The sequence below is a fragment of the Mesorhizobium sp. WSM4837 genome (assembly GCF_055811435.1).
Map to the genome: position 1 here is coordinate 44884 of NZ_JBVVQE010000018.1, position 18251 is coordinate 63134.

At 63.5% G+C, this 18251-nt stretch carries 17 protein-coding genes and 2 pseudogenes; 9 read left to right on the forward strand and 10 right to left on the reverse strand.

Features of this window, described 5'->3' with window-relative positions; genetic code table 11:
* Window positions 1-3: 3 nt before the first annotated feature.
* The 4 genes and pseudogenes from ftsY to AC0L3D_RS13050 all read left to right on the forward strand — a co-directional run.
* Window positions 4-1044 (forward strand): annotated as a pseudogene (gene ftsY, locus AC0L3D_RS13035) (signal recognition particle-docking protein FtsY); the annotation flags it as partial.
* Between the two features lie 62 nt (window positions 1045-1106).
* Window positions 1107-1781, forward strand: coding sequence for a septation protein A (locus AC0L3D_RS13040; RefSeq protein WP_023803351.1), 675 nt, complete (start codon window positions 1107-1109; stop codon window positions 1779-1781).
* Window positions 1782-1799: 18 nt separating this feature from the next.
* Window positions 1800-2420, forward strand: a complete 621-nt coding sequence (locus AC0L3D_RS13045) for a pyridoxamine 5'-phosphate oxidase family protein (RefSeq protein WP_473629483.1) — start codon at window positions 1800-1802, stop codon at window positions 2418-2420.
* A 40-nt stretch (window positions 2421-2460) separates the two neighbouring features.
* Window positions 2461-2994, forward strand: coding sequence for an NADPH-dependent FMN reductase (locus AC0L3D_RS13050; protein WP_473629510.1), 534 nt, complete (start codon window positions 2461-2463; stop codon window positions 2992-2994).
* 211 nt (window positions 2995-3205) lie between these two features.
* Here the strand turns inward: AC0L3D_RS13050 and AC0L3D_RS13055 are convergent, their stop codons facing one another.
* Complete coding sequence (locus tag AC0L3D_RS13055) at window positions 3206-4120, reverse strand: SMP-30/gluconolactonase/LRE family protein (RefSeq protein WP_473524083.1); 915 nt, start codon at window positions 4118-4120, stop codon at window positions 3206-3208.
* Between the two features lie 292 nt (window positions 4121-4412).
* Here AC0L3D_RS13055 and AC0L3D_RS13060 point away from each other — a divergent pair, with 292 nt between their 5' ends.
* Window positions 4413-4562 (forward strand): hypothetical protein, encoded by a 150-nt coding sequence (locus AC0L3D_RS13060; protein WP_473629511.1) that lies wholly within the window; start codon window positions 4413-4415, stop codon window positions 4560-4562.
* Window positions 4563-4651: 89 nt separating this feature from the next.
* Here AC0L3D_RS13060 and AC0L3D_RS13065 read toward each other — a convergent pair whose 3' ends face one another.
* The 4 genes and pseudogenes from AC0L3D_RS13065 to ccmA all read right to left on the reverse strand — a co-directional run.
* Window positions 4652-5230 carry a DsbE family thiol:disulfide interchange protein gene (locus AC0L3D_RS13065; protein WP_023803345.1) on the reverse strand — a complete coding sequence of 193 codons (579 nt, stop codon included), beginning with the start codon at window positions 5228-5230 and terminating at the stop codon, window positions 4652-4654.
* Window positions 5227-5394, reverse strand: coding sequence for a heme exporter protein CcmD (ccmD, locus tag AC0L3D_RS13070; protein WP_023803344.1), 168 nt, complete (start codon window positions 5392-5394; stop codon window positions 5227-5229). The genes AC0L3D_RS13065 and ccmD overlap by 4 nt, the downstream gene beginning before the upstream one ends.
* Window positions 5395-5543: 149 nt before the next feature.
* Window positions 5544-6209, reverse strand: a complete 666-nt coding sequence (gene ccmB, locus AC0L3D_RS13075; protein WP_023803343.1) for a heme exporter protein CcmB — start codon at window positions 6207-6209, stop codon at window positions 5544-5546.
* Window positions 6210-6236: 27 nt separating this feature from the next.
* Window positions 6237-6812, reverse strand: a pseudogene (gene ccmA, locus AC0L3D_RS13080) (heme ABC exporter ATP-binding protein CcmA); the annotation flags it as partial.
* A gap of 285 nt (window positions 6813-7097) precedes the next feature.
* Here ccmA and acnA point away from each other — a divergent pair.
* A complete protein-coding gene (gene acnA, locus AC0L3D_RS13085) occupies window positions 7098-9788 on the forward strand; it encodes an aconitate hydratase AcnA (RefSeq protein ID WP_473644586.1) in 2691 nt (896 codons plus the stop codon).
* 76 nt (window positions 9789-9864) lie between these two features.
* On the opposite strand, the gene AC0L3D_RS13090 is transcribed toward acnA, so the two are convergent.
* On the reverse strand, window positions 9865-10560 hold the full coding sequence (locus tag AC0L3D_RS13090; RefSeq protein ID WP_473644588.1) for a ceramidase domain-containing protein: 696 nt from the start codon (window positions 10558-10560) through the stop codon (window positions 9865-9867).
* 179 nt (window positions 10561-10739) lie between these two features.
* Here AC0L3D_RS13090 and AC0L3D_RS13095 point away from each other — a divergent pair, with 179 nt between their 5' ends.
* On the forward strand, window positions 10740-11534 hold the full coding sequence (locus AC0L3D_RS13095; RefSeq protein ID WP_091592176.1) for a DUF1223 domain-containing protein: 795 nt from the start codon (window positions 10740-10742) through the stop codon (window positions 11532-11534).
* Between the two features lie 590 nt (window positions 11535-12124).
* Complete coding sequence (locus AC0L3D_RS13100) at window positions 12125-12511, forward strand: DUF2794 domain-containing protein (RefSeq protein WP_023803338.1); 387 nt, start codon at window positions 12125-12127, stop codon at window positions 12509-12511.
* Here the strand turns inward: AC0L3D_RS13100 and AC0L3D_RS13105 are convergent, their stop codons facing one another.
* From AC0L3D_RS13105 to AC0L3D_RS13120, 4 genes are all read right to left on the reverse strand, one after another.
* The gene (locus tag AC0L3D_RS13105) at window positions 12512-13084 is read right to left on the reverse strand and encodes a GNAT family N-acetyltransferase (protein ID WP_473644590.1); all 573 of its coding nucleotides are present in this window, start codon (window positions 13082-13084) and stop codon (window positions 12512-12514) included.
* 117 nt (window positions 13085-13201) lie between these two features.
* Window positions 13202-13981, reverse strand: coding sequence for a Bax inhibitor-1/YccA family protein (locus AC0L3D_RS13110; protein ID WP_128187253.1), 780 nt, complete (start codon window positions 13979-13981; stop codon window positions 13202-13204).
* Between the two features lie 241 nt (window positions 13982-14222).
* The gene (locus AC0L3D_RS13115) at window positions 14223-16772 is read right to left on the reverse strand and encodes an ABC transporter permease (RefSeq protein WP_473644592.1); all 2550 of its coding nucleotides are present in this window, start codon (window positions 16770-16772) and stop codon (window positions 14223-14225) included.
* Window positions 16772-17482, reverse strand: coding sequence for an ABC transporter ATP-binding protein (locus AC0L3D_RS13120; RefSeq protein WP_473644594.1), 711 nt, complete (start codon window positions 17480-17482; stop codon window positions 16772-16774). Before AC0L3D_RS13120 ends, AC0L3D_RS13115 begins: the two co-directional genes overlap by 1 nt.
* A gap of 85 nt (window positions 17483-17567) precedes the next feature.
* Between AC0L3D_RS13120 and AC0L3D_RS13125 the strand changes: the two genes are divergently transcribed.
* Window positions 17568-18212: an arylesterase gene (locus AC0L3D_RS13125; protein WP_473644596.1), complete on the forward strand. Its 645-nt coding sequence runs from the start codon at window positions 17568-17570 to the stop codon at window positions 18210-18212.
* The last annotated feature ends 39 nt before the right edge of the window (window positions 18213-18251 follow it).

The window sequence follows — 18251 nt, forward strand, 5'->3', positions numbered from 1 at the left end:
GGGGAGGTAAAGCGCGAGCCCGTTCCACAACCGCCGCCGGAGCCAAAGCCGGCTCCCGGCAAGGTCACCGTCACCAGGAACGTCGAGCAGAGAGCCGAACCGCAGAAGGCGCCGGAACCGGCCCCGAAACGCTCGTGGTTCCAGCGCATGAAGGAGGGGCTCGCCCGCTCTTCCCGGGAACTGTCAGGCAACATCGCCGGCGTCTTCACCAAGCGCAAGCTCGACGAGGACACGCTGCAGGATCTGGAGGACGTGCTGATCCGCGCCGATCTCGGCATGGAGACGGCTTTGCGCATCACCGATTCGCTGGCTGCCAGCCGCTACGGCAAGGACGTCTCCGAGACGGAAGTCCGCGCCATCATGGCGACCGAGGTGGAGAAGGTGCTGACCCATGTCGCCTTGCCGCTGGAGCTCGACCTCAGCCACAAGCCGCATGTCATCCTTGTCGTCGGCGTCAACGGCACCGGCAAGACCACGACCATCGGCAAGCTGGCGGCAAAGCTGACCGACGGCGGCCTGTCGGTGATGCTCGCCGCCGGCGACACGTTCCGTGCCGCCGCGATCGAGCAATTGAAGATCTGGGGCGAGCGCACCAGGTCGCCGGTCATCGCCTCGAAGCTTGGCGCCGACGCCGCCGGCCTCGCCTACGATGCCTTCGAACAGGCCAGGCAAGCCGGCTCCGACGTGCTGATCATCGACACCGCCGGGCGGCTGCAGAACAAGACCGAGCTGATGGCGGAACTCGAAAAGATCGTCCGGGTGCTGGGCAAGCTCGATCCGGAGGCGCCGCACACCGTGCTGCAGACGGTCGACGCCACCACCGGCCAGAACGCGCTCAACCAGGTCGAGATCTTCCGCAATGTCGCCGGCGTCAACGGCCTGGTGATGACCAAGCTGGACGGCACGGCACGCGGCGGTATTCTGGTGGCGATTGCGGCAAAGCACAAATTGCCGGTTTATTTCATCGGCGTCGGCGAACAGGTCGACGACCTCGAACCATTCTCCGCAAGCGAGTTCGCCAGGGCGATCGCTGGAGTGGCATAACAAGCTTGATCCCAGGAAGTTGCAGACTTTTTGGACAGGATCATGCGCAAGAAGGAAAGCCTATGAACCCGCGCATCCTCGAACGCGACCCGTCCGACCCGCAGAAACAGAAGAAGGAAGGCGTCAATCCGCTGCTCAAGCTGGTGCTGGAGCTCGGCCCGTTGATGGTGTTCTTCTTCGCCAACGCCCGTGGCGCATGGCTGTCGCAGAAATTTCCGGTGCTGGCCGAATTCGGCGGACCGATCTTCGTCGCTACCGGCCTGTTCATGGCCGCGACCGCGATCGCGCTGGCCGCGTCCTGGCTGCTCACCCGCACGTTGCCGATCATGCCGATGGTGTCGGGCGTCGTCGTCTTCGTCTTCGGCGCGCTGACGCTCTACCTGCAGGACGACATCTTCATCAAGATGAAGCCGACAATCGTCAACATGCTGTTCGGCGGCGTGCTGCTCGGCGGCCTGTTCTTCGGCAAGTCGCTGCTCGGCTACGTCTTCGATTCGGCCTTCAGCCTCGATGCCGAGGGCTGGAAGAAACTCACCTTCCGCTGGGGCCTGTTTTTCCTGTTCCTGGCCCTTGTCAACGAAGTGGTCTGGCGGAATTTTTCCACCGACGCCTGGGTTACCTTCAAGGTCTGGGGCATCATGCCGATCACCCTTCTTTTCACCTTCAGCCAGATGCCGCTGATCATGCGCCATTCGCTTGAAGGCAAGACCGGAACGGAAGGGAAGCCCGGCAAGTAACGATTTTAAGGAGAGGGCATGGAATTCGTCACCACGCGCGAAGAGCTGAGAACGATCTACAAGACGCCTCGGCCGACCGACGGCTCGATCCGCAAGGAACTGAAGGCGCTGGATGGCCACGGCCGTTCCTTCATCGGCAAAAGCCCCTTCGTGCTGATTGGCTCCTCGGACTGCGCCGGCAATGCCGATGTGACGCCGAAGGGCGATAGGCCGGGTTTTGCCGCCGTGCTCGACGAGAAGACCATCGCCATCCCCGACCGGCCCGGCAACAACCGGCTCGACACGCTGGAGAACATTCTTCTCAACCCTTCGGTCGGGCTGCTCTTCCTCATCCCGGGCATGAACGAGACGCTGCGCGTCAACGGCGACGCCCGCATCACCGTCGATGCGGCTTTGCGCGAGCGGCTCGCCGTCGACGGCAAGGAACCGCAAAGCGTCGTCCTGGTGACGGTCAAGGCCGCCTACATGCATTGCGCCAAGGCTTTCATGCGCTCCGATCTGTGGAAGCCGGAAACCTGGTACGACCGCGCGACGCTGCCGACGCTCGGCCAGATCCTGCGCGACCAGCTGGCGCTTGCCGATTCGGCCGAGGCGACCGATCGCTGGCTGGACGAAGAATACAAACACACCATGTGGTAGTGTGCCCGGCAACGAATCGTCCAAGCTGATCTCCATTCCTTTGCTCAACATCCTTGCAATCTCTGGCAGCCTGCGCGCCGCCTCGACCAATTCGGCGTTGACCGCGGGTTTGGCGCAAAATGCGCCGACTGGCTGCCGCGTCATCGTCTATGACGAGCTAGGCCGCTTGCCGATTTTCAATCCGGATGACGAAGGCGAGCGGACGCCACCGCAAGCATCCGCGCTGATCGACGCGGTCACCGCCGCTGACGGTGTGATCGTCTCCTGCCCTGAATATGCCCATGGCGTGCCGGGCGGGCTGAAGAACGCGCTCGACTGGCTGGTGTCGCGCGACGCCGCTGTCGCCAAGCCGGCCATGCTGGTGCACGCCTCGCCGCGCTCGCTGTTTGCCCGCGCGGCTCTGGCCGAGATCATGCGCACCATGTCTTTCGCGCTTTTTGAAGACACCGCGCTCGAAATCGCCCTGCTCGGCAAGAGGCCACCGGAGGTGGACAAAATCCTATCGGAGCCGGCAAGCCAACTGGCAATGCACAACGCCATTTCGGCCTTCGCCGATTTCATCCGGTCGCGTTAAGCGGCGGCCACCGTGCTTTCGTTATCCCGGGCGGAGCGAACGCTAAGCGCGTCGGCGACGAAGCCCCCAAGTGGGGGAGATGCCCGGCAGGGCAGAGCGGGGCGCTGTCCCGCAGCCTCTCGCAAATTTCCCTTCGGTCTCAACGCCGCGACATTGGTCTCGCCGACGAACGAGTCACGCGCAGCAACCTCTTCGAAGACCCCAGGACCGCTCAAAATGTCTTTGCGCCGTTGACCATCAGCCGGACCATGTAGAGCGAGGTCGTGCCGGCGATGTAGAGGCAGTTCAGCTTGCCGCCGCCGAACACGCAATTGGCGACGACTTCCGGCACCTTGATCTTGCCGATCAGCGTTCCGTCGGGATCGTAGCAATGGATGCCGTCGGCGGCACTGGTCCAGATCCGGCCTTGGTCGTCGAGCCTAAAACCATCGAACAGGCCGGCCGTGCAATCGGCGAAGACCTTTCCGCCTGAGATCTTCTTGCCGGCCCCGTCGACATCGAACACCCGCATATGCGCCGGATTCTGCGCGCCATGCGTGCGGCCGGTATCGACGACATAGAGCTTGCTCTCGTCGAGCGAGAAGGCAAGCCCGTTGGGCCTGACCATGTCGGTGATCACCGCTTCGATCTCGCCGGTGCCGGGGTCGGCCCGGTAGACATGGCAGGCGCCGATCTCGCTCTCGGCCTTGTCGCCCTCATAATCCGTATCGATGCCGTAGGTCGGGTCGGTGAACCAGATCGAACCATCGGACCTGACCACCGCATCGTTGGGCGAGTTCAGCCGCTTGCCGCGCCATTTGTCGGCTATGGTGGTGATCGAGCCGTCATGCTCGGTGCGGCTGACGCGGCGGCCCGAATGCTCGCAAGTGACCAGCCGGCCCTGCCGGTCGACGGTGTTGCCATTGGAATTGCCCGACGGCTGCCGGAACACGCTGACGCTGCCGTCGGTCTCGTCGTAGCGCAGCATGCGGTTGTTGGGAATGTCGGACCAGACCACATAACGGCCGGCCGCAAACCAGGCCGGCCCTTCCGCCCACCGGCATCCGGTGAACAGCTTGTCCACCTGTGCGTTGCCGTTGAACAGCCGCGCAAAGCGTGGATCGAGAATTTCGTAGTCTTCGGCCATGGTTTTCTCCCGGGTCATGCAAATCGTTGGTGCCGGCGCGATCAAGCCAGCCGGCGATCGATATGGCAAGATCGTTGTATCGGGACAGGCAATGCGGCCCTTGCTCGAGTGACGGATGGAAGGACGGGCCCATGCGCCGTTAACCGGCTATGCGCCCAGCGCAATGGTGCATTGCAACATCTTCTTTTTGCGATGCACCATAACTATGTCATGCTGCGTATCGATCAGGGAGGAACAACCTGCCGCAACAATGCGGCACAGAAGGAACCTCGCTATGATTCTCGACAGTCTAATGAGCCGCGCTCGCACCAGCATCGCCAAGCGCCGGCAATACAACCGCCTCATCGCCGAAATCGATTCGTTTTCCAGCCGCGATCTGGCCGACATGCGCGCCGACCGCAGCGAAATGCTCTACCAGGTCCACAAGCAGGTCTACGGCTGAATCTTCGGTCGACCTATCACGTTCGTAATCCTTGGGCGTAACGACGCAAAGCGGAGTGAAGACCCAAGGATGACGAAACGGCGGGGCCATCAGCCGGGTGCTGCCAGCGCCTTCTCGATCTCCGGCAGCAGCAGCGCTTGTGCTGAGCCCGGCGTCAGCGGGCCGACGTGCTTGTAGGCGATCTTGCCGTCCTTGCCAACGACGAAGGTTTCCGGCACGCCGTAGACCCCCCAGTCGATCGCCGCGCGCCCTGCCGTGTCGACGCCGATCGCCTGGAACGGGTTGCCGAGATCGCCGAGGAACCGGCGGGCGTTTTCCGGCTGGTCCTTGTAGTTGAGGGCGGCGATGACGAAGCGCTTGTCCTGCGACAGCGCCAGCAGCAGCGGATGTTCGTCGCGGCACGGCCCGCACCACGACGCGAAGACGTTGACGAGCGTGACCTTGCCGGCAAACTGCCTGGAATCGAGCCCCGGCAAATTCATGCCCTCCAGCGCCGGCAGATTGGTCTGCGGCGCCGGCAGGCCGATCAGCGCCGATGGCACTTCCGAAGTGTCGCGGCCGGACAGCAGCTGCGTCAGGAACAGCCCCGCCAGCCCGAGGAAAATCAGCAGCGGCAACAGCACGATCAGGCGGCGTGAGCGCGCCGGCGTTTCCGTCTCCATGCTCATGATTTCCCCGCCTTATCGGAGCGCCGCCGCACGCCGGACGCTTCCAGCTCGGCGAGGTCTCGTCTGCGTGCACGCTGGTCGAGCAGGATCCAGCCGATCAGCCCGGCCAGCACCACGGCCGTAATGGCATAGGCAGCGGTCACATAGAGCGCATGCGCGCTCATAGGGGTCGCTCCTCCGGTGCAAAACCTTTCAGCCGGACCATTGCGCTTCGTTCCAACATGCCTTCCTTTAACCCTGCGTCATCGGCTTCGCAATCGACAGCAGCGCCGCAGCCTTTGACGCCCTGTAATCACCACCATGGCCGGCCAAATCAGTCGGTTCCATGGCGCAGCGCCAACGCTGCCGCAACCGGCCCCAGCACGGCAAGAAACAAGGTCAGCGCGGCAAGAATGAGGAAAGGCTGCAGAAACGGATCAGGGTTCGCCACCGCGCCATAGCTTGCCGAGACGCCGAAGATCAGCACCGGGATGGTCAGCGGCAGCACCAGCACCGAGATCAGCAGCCCGCCGCGCGGCAGTGCCACCGCCACCGCCGCACCGGCAGCGCCGATGAAGGTAATCGCCGGCGTGCCGACCAGAAGGGTCAGCGCCGTGGCGCCGATGCCGATCGGCTCCATGTTCATGAACAGGCCGAGCAGGGGTGCCGCGATGACCAGCGGCAGCACGCTTCCTGCCCAATGCGCCAGGCATTTTGTCAGCACGGTCAGCGCCAGCATCTGCCGGTCGTCGCCGAGCACCAGCAGATCGAGCGAGCCGTCTTCCCGGTCGGCCTGGAACAATCGGTCGAGACCGAGCAGGCAAGCCAGCAAGGCGCCGATCCACAGGATCGCCGGGCCGATGCGGGCAAGCAGATTGAGGTCCGGCCCGACGCCGAACGGGATCGTGGCGATCACCGCGAGAAAGAAGATCACGCCGGTCAGCGCCCCGCCGCCGGCCCGGATACTCAGGCGGATATCGCGCAGGAAGAGGGCTAGCATGGTTTTAGATGCCCTTGCCCAGGCACCCCCCTCCAACCCCAGTGGCAGATGCGTCGCCGCAATAATGATTCCGCCCTCGTTCAGATGCTCCCGCATCAGCCGGCCGAATCGCTCTTCTGAAGCCTTGTCCAATCCGGCCGTCGGCTCGTCGAGCAGCCACAGCGGCCGCCGGCTGACCAGCAGTTTTGCGATCGCCGCGCGGCGGCGTTGTCCGGTGGAGAGATAGCCGAACGGCAGATGGCCGATACCGTCAAGCCCGACCATTGCCAGCGCCTCTTCGGCGCTCAAGAAATCCGCGCCCGAAAAATCGCGCCAGAAGCGCAGATTCTCCGCCACGCTCAGCGCCGTCTTCATCGCGTTCTGGTGGCCGAGATAGTGGCAGGCCGAGGCGACCGACGGAAAATCCTCACCGCCACCTTCGACAAGCAAACGGCCTGCCACCACCGGCAGCAACCCGGCAACGACCCTGAGCAGTGTCGATTTTCCCGCGCCGTTCGGCCCGGTGACGATCAGCGCCTGGCCTTTGCCAAGGGCAAAGTCGAGGCCGGAAAAAACCGCCTCGCCGCCGCGTTCGCCGCCCAGATTTTCGGCGATCAGCCGCATTCCATGCCCGTCCCGAAAACATCGCGCCACGGCAGCTGCCGCATCGCACAAAATAGCCGTTCGACTGTCTAGAACTATTCCAGGAAATTCTCTATATGCGGGGCATCCGTGCCAGCGGTCGGCACGGGAAGCGAATTAGCGCCGAACCAGCGCACGCGCCGCCTTGAACGGCTCGGGTTGGCTGGGAACGGACAGCGGAAATGGCCGTACCCGCACCTTTGCGCGTGATTGCATGCCATCGGCGTCCGTTCCCTTTCAGGCTGAACAGACAAGGACGGATCGCACGTGTCAGAATCCCTCGATAGTTTCAATTGCCGCCGCACGCTGACCGCGGGCGGCTCCGATTATGTTTACTACGACCTCGTCGAGGCCGAGAAGAACGGCCTCACCGGCATCGCCCAACTGCCCTATTCGATGAAGGTGCTGCTGGAGAACCTGTTGCGCAACGAGGACGGCCGTTCCGTCACCAAGGAGAGCATCCAGGCGGTCGCCGGCTGGCTGACCGACAGGGGCACCGCCGGGGTCGAGATCGCCTATCGCCCGGCCCGCGTGCTGATGCAGGATTTCACCGGCGTTCCGGCCGTGGTCGACCTGGCCGCCATGCGCGATGCCATGGCCTCGCTCGGCGGCGACCCGCAAAAGATCAATCCGCTGGTGCCGGTCGACCTGGTCATCGACCACTCGGTCATCGTCGATGAGTTCGGCACGCCGCTGGCTTTCGCCCGGAATGTCGAGCTTGAATACGAGCGCAACGAGGAACGCTACAAATTCCTGAAATGGGGTCAGCAGGCCTTCCGCAATTTCCGCGTCGTGCCGCCCGGCACCGGCATCTGCCACCAGGTCAATCTCGAATATCTCGGTCAGGTCGTGTGGACCAACTCCGAAGGCGGCGAAACCACCGCCTACCCCGACACCTGCGTCGGCACCGATTCGCACACCACCATGATCAACGGCCTTGGCGTGCTCGGCTGGGGCGTTGGCGGCATCGAGGCCGAGGCCGCGATGCTTGGCCAGCCCGTCTCCATGCTGTTGCCCGAAGTCATCGGCTTCCGGCTCACCGGCAGGCTCAGGGAAGGCGTCACCGCCACCGATCTCGTGCTCACCGTCACCCAGATGCTGCGCAAGAAGGGCGTCGTCGGCAAGTTCGTCGAATTCTTCGGTCCGGGTCTGTCCAACATGACGCTGGCCGACCGCGCCACCATCGGCAATATGGCGCCCGAATATGGCGCGACCTGCGGCTTCTTTCCGGTCGATGGCGAAACCATCCGCTACCTCACCATGTCCGGCCGCGAGGAAAACCGCATCGCGCTGGTCGAGGCATACGCCAAGGCGCAAGGCATGTGGCGCGATACCGGGTCGGCCGATCCGGTCTTCACCGACCTGCTCGAGCTCGATCTCGGCAGTGTCGTGCCGTCGATGGCCGGCCCCAAGCGTCCAGAGGGCCGGGTCGCGCTCGAAGGCATTCCGGCCGGCTTTGTCAAGGCGATGGAAACCGAATACAGGAAGGCGGTCGAAATCGACAAGCGCTATGCCGTCGAGGGCACCGACTACGACCTTGGCCATGGCGACGTCGTCATTGCCGCCATCACCTCCTGCACCAACACCTCGAACCCGAGCGTGCTGATCGGCGCCGGGTTGCTGGCACGCAACGCCAACCGGCTCGGGCTCAAGCAGAAGCCGTGGGTCAAGACATCGCTGGCGCCGGGCAGCCAGGTCGTCGCCGAATATCTGGAGAAATCCGGCCTGCAGAAGGAACTCGACCAGATCGGCTTCAACCTGGTCGGCTTCGGCTGCACCACCTGCATCGGCAATTCCGGCCCGTTGCCGGCGCCGATCTCCAGGACCATCAACGACAAGGGCTTGATTGCTGCCGCGGTGCTTTCCGGCAACCGCAATTTCGAAGGCCGCGTCTCGCCCGACGTGCAGGCGAACTACCTCGCTTCGCCGCCGCTGGTCGTCGCCCACGCGCTGGCCGGGACCGTGACCAAGGACCTGACCACCGAACCGCTCGGCGAGGACCGCGACGGCAACCCGGTCTACCTCAGGGACATCTGGCCGAGCTCGGTCGAGATCCAGGAGTTCATCGAGAAGAACGTGACGCGCGAACTGTTCGCCCGCAAATATGCCGACGTCTTCAAGGGCGACGAAAACTGGCAGGACGTCAAGGCGCCGGAAGGCCAGACCTATTCCTGGGACAACAATTCGACCTATGTGCAGAACCCGCCCTACTTCGCTGGCATGACATCGGGCTTCGGCACGATCGGCGACATCAAGGCCGCCCGCGTGCTCGGCCTGTTCGGCGACAAGATCACCACCGACCACATCTCACCGGCCGGCTCAATCAAGGCGGCCTCGCCGGCCGGCAAGTACCTCATCGATCATGGCGTCGGCGTTTCCGACTTCAATCAATACGGCACACGGCGCGGCAATCACGAGGTGATGATGCGCGGCACCTTCGCCAATATCCGCATCCGCAACCACATGCTGGGCGAGAACGGCCGCGAGGGCGGCTACACGATCCACTATCCGTCGAAGGAAGAGAAATCGATCTACGACGCCGCCATGGAGTACAAGAAGGAAGGCGTGCCGCTGGTCATCTTCGCCGGTGTCGAATACGGCAACGGCTCGTCGCGCGACTGGGCGGCCAAGGGCACCAACCTGTTGGGTGTTCGCGCGGTCATCGCTCAGTCCTTCGAGCGCATCCACCGCTCGAACCTGGTCGGCATGGGGGTCATCCCCTTCGTCTTCGAGGAGGGCACCTCATGGGCCTCGCTCAACCTCAAGGGCGACGAACTGGTCGAAATCGACGGACTGAGCGCCATCAAGCCGCGTCAGAAGATGATTGCGAAGATCACTTATGGCGACGGCACGGTGAAGAACATTCCGATCATCTGCCGCATCGATACGCTGGACGAGCTCGACTACTTCAAGAACGGCGGCATCCTGCAATATGTGCTGCGCGATCTAGCCGCATAGAGAGGGGAGTAAGGGAGTAGGGCAGTAAGGCAGTAGGGGAAAAGTCGCCTCCGCTGCCTCGTCCTATTCCCTACTCCTACTGCCCTACTGCCCTACTGCCATACTGCCCTAATTTCGGCCCTCCGAACCGCGCTGCCGCCGCCAGCAGCACGCCGAGCATCAGCCCGTTGAGGATGTGCCACAGGAAATGCGTGCCGAGCGGGAAGCTGCCGCAGACCAGCGGATCGATCGTCCTGAAGATGACCGACACGACGAAGATCGCCGAGCCCGCCAGATTGTACCAGCCGGCGCGGTTGCCGCTCGCCGCCGCCCAGGCGCCGAAGAAGGCGAGCGCCAGGAAGGGCGGCAGGTAGCCGGTCGTGCCGTTCGATGCCTGGCGCAGCCAGTCCGGCACGGCCCAGGTCAACAACCCGGTGACGGCATAGAAGGCGAAGAAGATGGCGATCGCCTTGCCCCATTTCATGCCGAGGAAACGGCGCAGGTTGAACAGCGTGTAGGCCAGCGTGAACCCGGCGATCGGCAGCACGTCGGCCCAGACCGTGGCATGGTTGGCAAAGGTGTGGAACAGCGCCGAGCCGATGCCGATCGCCACCACCCACCAGGCCAGCATTTCGGCGAAGATGCCTGTGCCACGCCGGCGCACCTCCCGGACACCCCACAGCCCGGCGACAAGAAAAGCCAGATTGGTCAGTGCGTTGATCGGTTCGGCCCAGAACTGTGGCCCGACCCGCTCGCAGTACAGGTCGACCGGAGTCAGGAGAGTTTGCCACATGCTGATTGTTGCCCGAATCGGTATCTACCCTGAAGTGTAGCCCGTCCTGGAGCGCCCTTGCAGTTGGCTGCAGCGGTAAAATTTTCACCGCAACGTGACTTCCCGTTGACTGCCGCTTCTGCCACATATTTCGCCAACCAGAACAAAGCCGGCCATCACCGGCGGGAGTCGAAACGGCTATGACACCTCGAAGACCATTGCGGCTTGCGGCGTTTGCGCTGGCCCTCTCGGTGCTTGCCGGAGCTGGACTTGCCGCCAATGCGCTTGCCGGCGAGGCCGATCGCTCCCAGACAGATAAATCCCTGGTCGGCCAGCCCTTGGGCGTGGTCGAGCTCTTCACCAGCCAGGGCTGCAGTTCCTGCCTGCCGGCCGATGCGTTTTTCGCCGAGCTTGCCGCCAAGGAGAACATCGTCGCGCTCGCCTATCACGTCGACTACTGGGATTATCTCGGTTGGAAGGACACGCTGAGCCGCAAGGAGAACACCGAGCGGCAGTATGAATATATGCGTGCCTTCGGCAGCCGCTCGGTCTATACGCCGCAGGCCGTCATCAATGGCCGCAGTCATGTCAACGGCGCCCGCCGCGAGGAAGTCGACGGCGCGCTCGCCCGCATGGAAACGTCCGGCGAAGGCATGCAGGTCCCCATCGACGTCAGCCGGACCAGCGACCGCGTCATCATCGACGCCGGCGATGCCGGGAGCGGCCCCAGCGATGCCCATGTCGTCATCGTCTATTTCGACCCGCCGCAGACGATCAAGATCGGCAAGGGCGAGAACACCGGCCGCAGCATGACCTATTGGAACGCCGTCTCCGGCATCCAGACCGCCGGCATGTGGCACGGCAAGGCGCAGCGCTACGAATTGCCGATGAGCGTGATTGCCAAGAAAGGCGGCTGCGCCGTGCTGCTGCAATCGGTGGGCAAGGACGGCATGCCGGGCCCCATCCTGGGCGCCGCCCTGATCCACAAGCCCTGAACGCCCTCTCCTTCTCCCCTTGTGGGGCCCGAAGGGCGGGCGAGGCCCACGACTCGCCCCAGGTGGTGGATCGGCGCGCAGCGTCGAAGGAATGAGGCAGCGGCGATTTCAAGCAAATTGCCAAGCTGCAACACCCCTCATCCGTCGCCTTCGGCGACACCTTCTCCCACAAGGGGAGAAGGGAAGGCCGCGCATTCACTCGGCCAATAAAATAAAAAACCGACGTCAGCTTGCTTCTGACGCCGGTCATTTAGGTTTTGGGATCGTCGCACTCGATTTCTCCAAGAGAGAAACCGAGGTTGGTTCGATCCGACGCAGACCCGTGGGCGGGGGGCTTGGGGTTTACGAGCCAGTGCCGGACCGAACCGTCTCAGGCAACACCCGTAAATTCGTCGGAGATTGGGGCAATAGCGCGGTAAAAATAAGGCAGGATTGTGGCGAAGCATCACCAATTTCAACGGGCGTTTTTATAAACGTGACTGGACACCGCGGAAACGTTGCGCCGCCAGCCTTTGCCCAGCCGGGCTTGCAATTCCATGGCGAAAGCGCCAACTTTGATTAGTGTAAGATTCATTCGAAGGGATCGAGGCATGACTGATCACGGCAGTGGGACGGAGGATGGGGACGCATCCGCAATACTGATCCCGCTGCATGAGGCAAGACGTGAACGCCTCGACCAGCCGGTGCGGTTCGACCGGCGTGAATTGGACCAGATCCTGAGGCTTTACGGGCGCATGGTCGCCGCCAATGAATGGCGCGACTACGCCATCGACCATCTTGCCGACCGCGCCGTCTTTTCCGTCTTCCGTCGCACCAGCGAGGTGCCGCTGTTCCAGATCGTCAAGGATCCGAAGCTGGCGCGCCGGCAAGGCGCTTTCGCCGTCATTGCCGCCGGCGGCCGCATCCTCAAGCGCGGCCAGGAACTTGGTCGCGTGCTTGGCGTGTTCGACCGCACGCTGAAACTGGTCGAGGCCTGACTACTGGTTTTGCTTCCGGAATCTCCGTTCCGGCAGTGAGTTGGGATCGGGCGGAACCTGAGACCCGCCATTGATCGGCAGTTGCATGAACACCGTGTCGAGCCAGCGTCCGAGCTTGTAGCCGGAGCCTTCCAGACGGCCCGAATGGCGAAAGCCGAGCTTTTCATGCAGCCGGACCGAGGCACTGTCCGGCCGACCGTCGCCGATCACTGCGATGATCTGGCGGAAGCCCGCCGCCTCGGCCGCCGCGATCAGCCCTTGCATCAGCTTCAGCCCGATGCCATGGCCCTTGGCCTCGGGCGCGACATAGACAGAATCTTCGACGATGAACCGGTACGCAGGCCGCGCCCGGAAGGGGCCGGCATAGGCATAGCCGAGCACGATGCCGTCTTTTTCCGCCACCAGATAGGGAAAGCCGCCCGCTATCAAACTGTCGAAGCGCTCGCCCATCTCGGCACGATCAGGCGGCTCCAGTTCGTAGCTCGCCGTGCCGTGGGTCACCGCATCGGCATAGATGTCGGTGATCCGGTCGAGATCGGCCGGTGTCGCGCCGCGTATCGTGATGCTGCTCATAATTTATGCAAGCCGTTCATCTGCCTTCTATCACAGCAAAGGCCGGCACAGAAAGAAAGGGCGGCCGTTGGGCCGCCCTTTCCAAATTCGCTGGTCCACAGACTCAAAGGGCCGTTGTTAACGGCGATCGCCCATGAACTGCAGCAGGAACATGAACAGGTTGATGAAGTCGAGATAGAGCCTCAGAGCGCCCATGATCGCCTTGCGGCCGGCGACATCAGTCTCGTCGCCCTCGAAATACATCTCCTTGATGTTCTGCGTGTCGTAGGCGGTCAGCCCTGCGAAGACCAGCACGCCGATCGCCGAAACGGCGAAGGAAAGCGCCGACGACTGCAGGAAGATGTTGATCACACTTGCGATGATCAGACCGACCACGCCCATGATCAGGAACGAACCGAGCCCGGAAAGATCGCGCTTGGTCGTGTAGCCGTAGAGCGACAATCCGCCAAAGGCGGCGGCGGTGGCGAAGAAGGTCTGCGAGATGCTGGCGGTGGTGTAGACCAGGAAGATCGACGACAGCGACAGGCCGACGAGGCCGGCATAGACCCAGAACGTCGTCTGCGCGGCCGAAACGCTCATCGACTGGACGCGAAACGACAGGAACAGCACCGCTGCCAGGGGGGCAAAGATCACCAGCCATTTCAGCGGCGAGCCGAAGATCGCGTAGCCGAAGGATGTCAGCATGTCGCCGTTCGGCAGCGTAGCGACCGCCGAAGCCGGATCGGTGGTGGTGGCCAGCATGATCGTTCCGACCGCGGCGAGGCCGGTGATGAGGAGGCCAAGCCCCATCAGATTGTAGACCTTGATCATATAAGCGCGCAGGCCCTGGTCGATAGCAGCATCGACGCCGACGCCGGGCACGGCACGCGTCTGATAATTGCGAACGGGTTCAGCCATGGAAATCCTCATATTGCTTCTGCCCCGTCCGGTGTCCGGTCGATCTGGACCGAGGCGCCGCTGGCGGGGCTCCAGCATGCCTGCCGCGAAATATGATGGTTATTGGCGTCAAGAACAAGACCGTAACCGGGCGTAATGCTTCGTGAAGTAGCAAAAATCCGGATTTATCGGCCGTCCGAAGCCCAACATTAACAAGATTTAACCAAATCCCGGTCGCGTTGAGCTTGCCGATCCTTGCAGATCAGAGATTGCGCAGCACCGGCGCCGCCTTGTGGCCCAGCACCCGCCAGGTGCCGGCGAGGCCGATGCCGACCGTGACCAGCAAGGCAAAGACGATGGTTGCCACCGCCACGTCGGGCATGAAATGCGACGGCAGTGTCATGACGCGCGCGACAACGAACCACGCCGCAATGCCGCCTGCCGCCAGCGCGAAGATCGCAGTGGCGAGGCCGATCAGCATGTATTCCAGCGAAAAGGCCGCGATCAGCGTCTTCCTGGTCGCGCCAAGCGTTTTCAGCACCACCGCATCGTGGATGCGGGCGCGGTTGCCGGCCGCCAACGCGCCGGCCAGCACCAGCACCGAGGCGATCAGCGCCACGCCGGCCGCGGCCCTGATCGCGGTGCCGAGTTGCGCCACCAGCCGGTTGACGATGTCGAGCGCGTCCTTGACCCTGACTGTCGTCACCGCGGGAAAGGCACGCGTGACGGCGTTGAGAAGACGGGCATCGTCGGCCGGCGACGCGCCCTTTTCGGTCAGCGTCGCCAGCCAGCTGTGCGGCGCGCCGGCAAATGTGCTGGGCGAGAACACCATGACGAAATTGATGCCCATCGTCTCCCACTCGACCTGGCGGAAATTGGCGATCTTCGCCGTCACGTTGCGGCCGAGCACGTTGACGGTGACGGTATCGCCGAGTTTCAGTCCGATCTCTTTGCCTTCCTCGGCCGAAAACGACACCAGCGGCTCGCCGGCATAATTGTCCGGCCACCATGTGCCTTCGGTCAGCGTCGCATTCGCAGGAATTCTGGCCTCGTAGGTCAGCCCGCGATCGCCGCGCAGCACCCAGGCCCCTTCCGCCGGGACCTTGACCTTGTCGACGTCGACGCCGTTCAGCGCCATCACCCGGCCGCGCAGCATCGGCACCTTGACCAGCGTGCCTTGCGGCGCCTCCGTGCCGACCAGCTCCGAGAACGCATCGACATCGCTGCTCTGGATATCGACGAAGAAGAAGTTCGGCGCCCGCTCCGGCAGGCTGCCGGAAATCTGCCGCCTGAGATTGCCGTCGATCAGCGCCAGCGTCACCAGAAGCGTCAGCCCCAGTCCCAGCGACAGCACCACCGACGGCGTCAAGGCGCCCGGCCGATGGATGTTGCCGATGGCGAGCCTGAGCACCGTCGAGCCAACGCGCGGGCTCCTTTTGGCGGCCCACTGCACCAGCGCGCCGACAAGGCGCAGCACCAAGAAAGCAAAAACGGTGGCGCCGACGAAGATCGAGGCGATGTAGCGGTCGCCGGAAAACAGAATGGCCAGCGCCGCCAGCAGCAGCGCGATGCCGAGCGCCGCCGCCGTGTAGAGCGGGCGCGGAAAACCGCGGCCCTCAAAACCCATTTCACGAAACAGCGCCGTCGCCGGCACGTCGCGCGCCCGGCCGAGCGGCAGCAAGGCGAAAGCCAGCGTCACCAGCAGCCCGAACAGCGCCGCCATGCCGAGCGCGCCGGGATAGAATCCGCCTTCCGCCGGCACCGGAATGATCGACTGGAGCGCCGCGCTCGCCGCGAACGGGATCAGCGCGCCAAGCACGACGCCGAGCGTGATGCCAAGCACGGCGATCATCAGGATCTGCACCAGGTAGACGGCAAAGACGAAACCGCCCGAAGCTCCCAGGCTCTTGAAGGTGGCAATGACGCCGCGCTTGCCGTCGAGATAGGCGCGCACCGCATTGGCCACGCCGACCCCGCCGACCACCAGCGCCGTCAGCCCGACCAGCGTCAGGAACTGCGAAAACCGTTCGATATTGGCGGACAACGCCGGTGCTGCATTGCTGCGCGTGCGGATCGACCAGCCGGACTCGGGAAACTCCTCCGCCGCCTGATCCTGAATGGCTTTTATGCGCGTCTCGCCGGTGCCGCCGGGCAGGCGGACCTTGTAGGCGTTCTCGACCAGGCTGCCGGGCTGGATCAAACCGGAAGCGGCAAGCCCGTCCGTCGAGATCATCAGCCGCGGCGCAAAGCCGAAGCCGTCGGATACCGCGTCCGGCTCGTTGACGAGCCGGGCGCGCAGTTCGAAGGTGGCGCTGCCCAGCTTCAGCCGGTCGCCGATCCGAAGGTTCAGCCGCTCGAACAAAAGGTCGGGTGCGGCGGCGCCGAAAACACCGGATTGTTCGCCGAACAATTCCTGCTTCGACAGCACCGGCTCGGTCTGCAGCACGCCATAGAGCGGATAAGCGCCGTCGACCGCCTTGGCTTCGACCAGCGCCTGGTCGGAGCCGTCCTCGAGCCGCGCCATCGAGCGCATGTTGGCGCTGTGCGAGACCGTGCCCAGCCCGTCAAGGAAGACCTGCTCGGCTTGCGTCGCGGCGCGCTGATTGAGCTGAAAACGAAGATCGCCGCCGAGCAGCGACTGGCCTTCGTTGGCGACACCGGCGGTAATCGCCCGGGCCACCGAATTGACACCGCCGATCGCCGCGACGCCAAGCGCAATGCAGGCAAGGAAGATCAGGAAGCCGGACAGCCCGCCGCGCATCTCGCGCAGCGAGAAGCGGAAGGCGAGCTTCAGCGTGCGCGACAGCGGCATCAGGCCGGCACCTTGCCAGACTTTGGAACCGGTTCTTGCGCATCCTCGATCCGGCCCGACCGCATCGACACCTGCCGGGAGCAGCGTGCGGCGAGCGCCGGATCGTGGGTGACCAGCACCAGCGTCATGCCGCGCTCGGCCGCTTTGGCGAACAGCAGATCGGCGACCTGCCGTCCCGTCGCCTGGTCCAGATTGCCGGTCGGCTCGTCGGCGATCAGGATGCGCGGCGAAGGCGCCAGTGCCCGGGCGATCGCCACACGCTGCTGTTCGCCGCCGGACAATTCGCCGGGATAGTGAGTGACGCGATCGCTCAAGCCCACCGCCTCGAGCTCCCGCGCCGCCACCCCGAACGGATCGGCATGGCCGGCTAGTTCCAGCGGCACTGCGACATTTTCGAGCGCTGTCATATTGGGAATGAGGTGGAAGGACTGGAAGACGATGCCAATGTTTCGCCCACGAAACGATGCGATCTGATCTTCGCTCTTGCCGTTCAGCAATTCGCCGGCGATTCGTACCGTACCCGAATCGACCCTTTCCAAACCGGCCAAAACCATCAGCAGCGTCGACTTTCCCGAGCCCGACGGCCCGACGATGCCGGTCGCCTCGCCATTTGCCACGTCGAGGCTGACGCCTTTCAGGACATGGACGGAAGACGCTCCTTCGCCGAGCGTCAGCGATACGTTTTTCAGCGCGATGACGGCTTCTGTCAAAATAAAATCGTCCTATATGGGAAAGGGAGGGCAGAATTCCGCCTACCGCCAGTATAATGTTCTCGGTCATATGGGGCCCTGCCGCATGGCTTTCAAACACCGACTTGCCGCAGCCTTCGTCCTTTTCCTCGGAATTTGCGGCGCCATTTCTTCGGCGCGCGCCGAGCCGTTCAAGATCGTCGGCTTCGGCGACAGCCTGATGGCAGGCTATGGCCTCGGACCGGACGAAGGCTTCACCCGGAAACTTGAGGCAGCACTCCGCGCCAAGGGCCACGATGTGACCGTCGCCAATGCCGGCGTATCCGGCGATACGTCGAGTGGCGGCCTGTCGCGGCTCGACTGGTCGGTGCCGGACGGCACGCAGCTTGTCATTCTCGAACTCGGTGCCAACGACATGCTGCGCGGCGTTTCTCCCGATATCACCAAAAAAAATCTCGACGCCATGCTGGCGAAGCTGAAGCAGCGCAACATCGCCGTGCTTCTGGCCGGCATGCGCGCCGCCCCCAATCTCGGCGCCGACTACCAGAACGGCTTTGACGCTATCTTCCCGAAACTGGCGGAAAAATACGGCGTCCCGCTCTATCGATTCTTTCTCGACGGCGTCGCCGGCGAACCAGCTATGCAACTTGAGGACGGCCTGCACCCGAATGCCAAGGGCATCGACCGCATGGTCGAGCGCATACTGCCGGATGTCGAGAAAGCCATTGCCGTGGTTAAGGGAAACTCTTGAAGGGACCGGATTTCGATGAGGCTACGCATTCCCCGCACG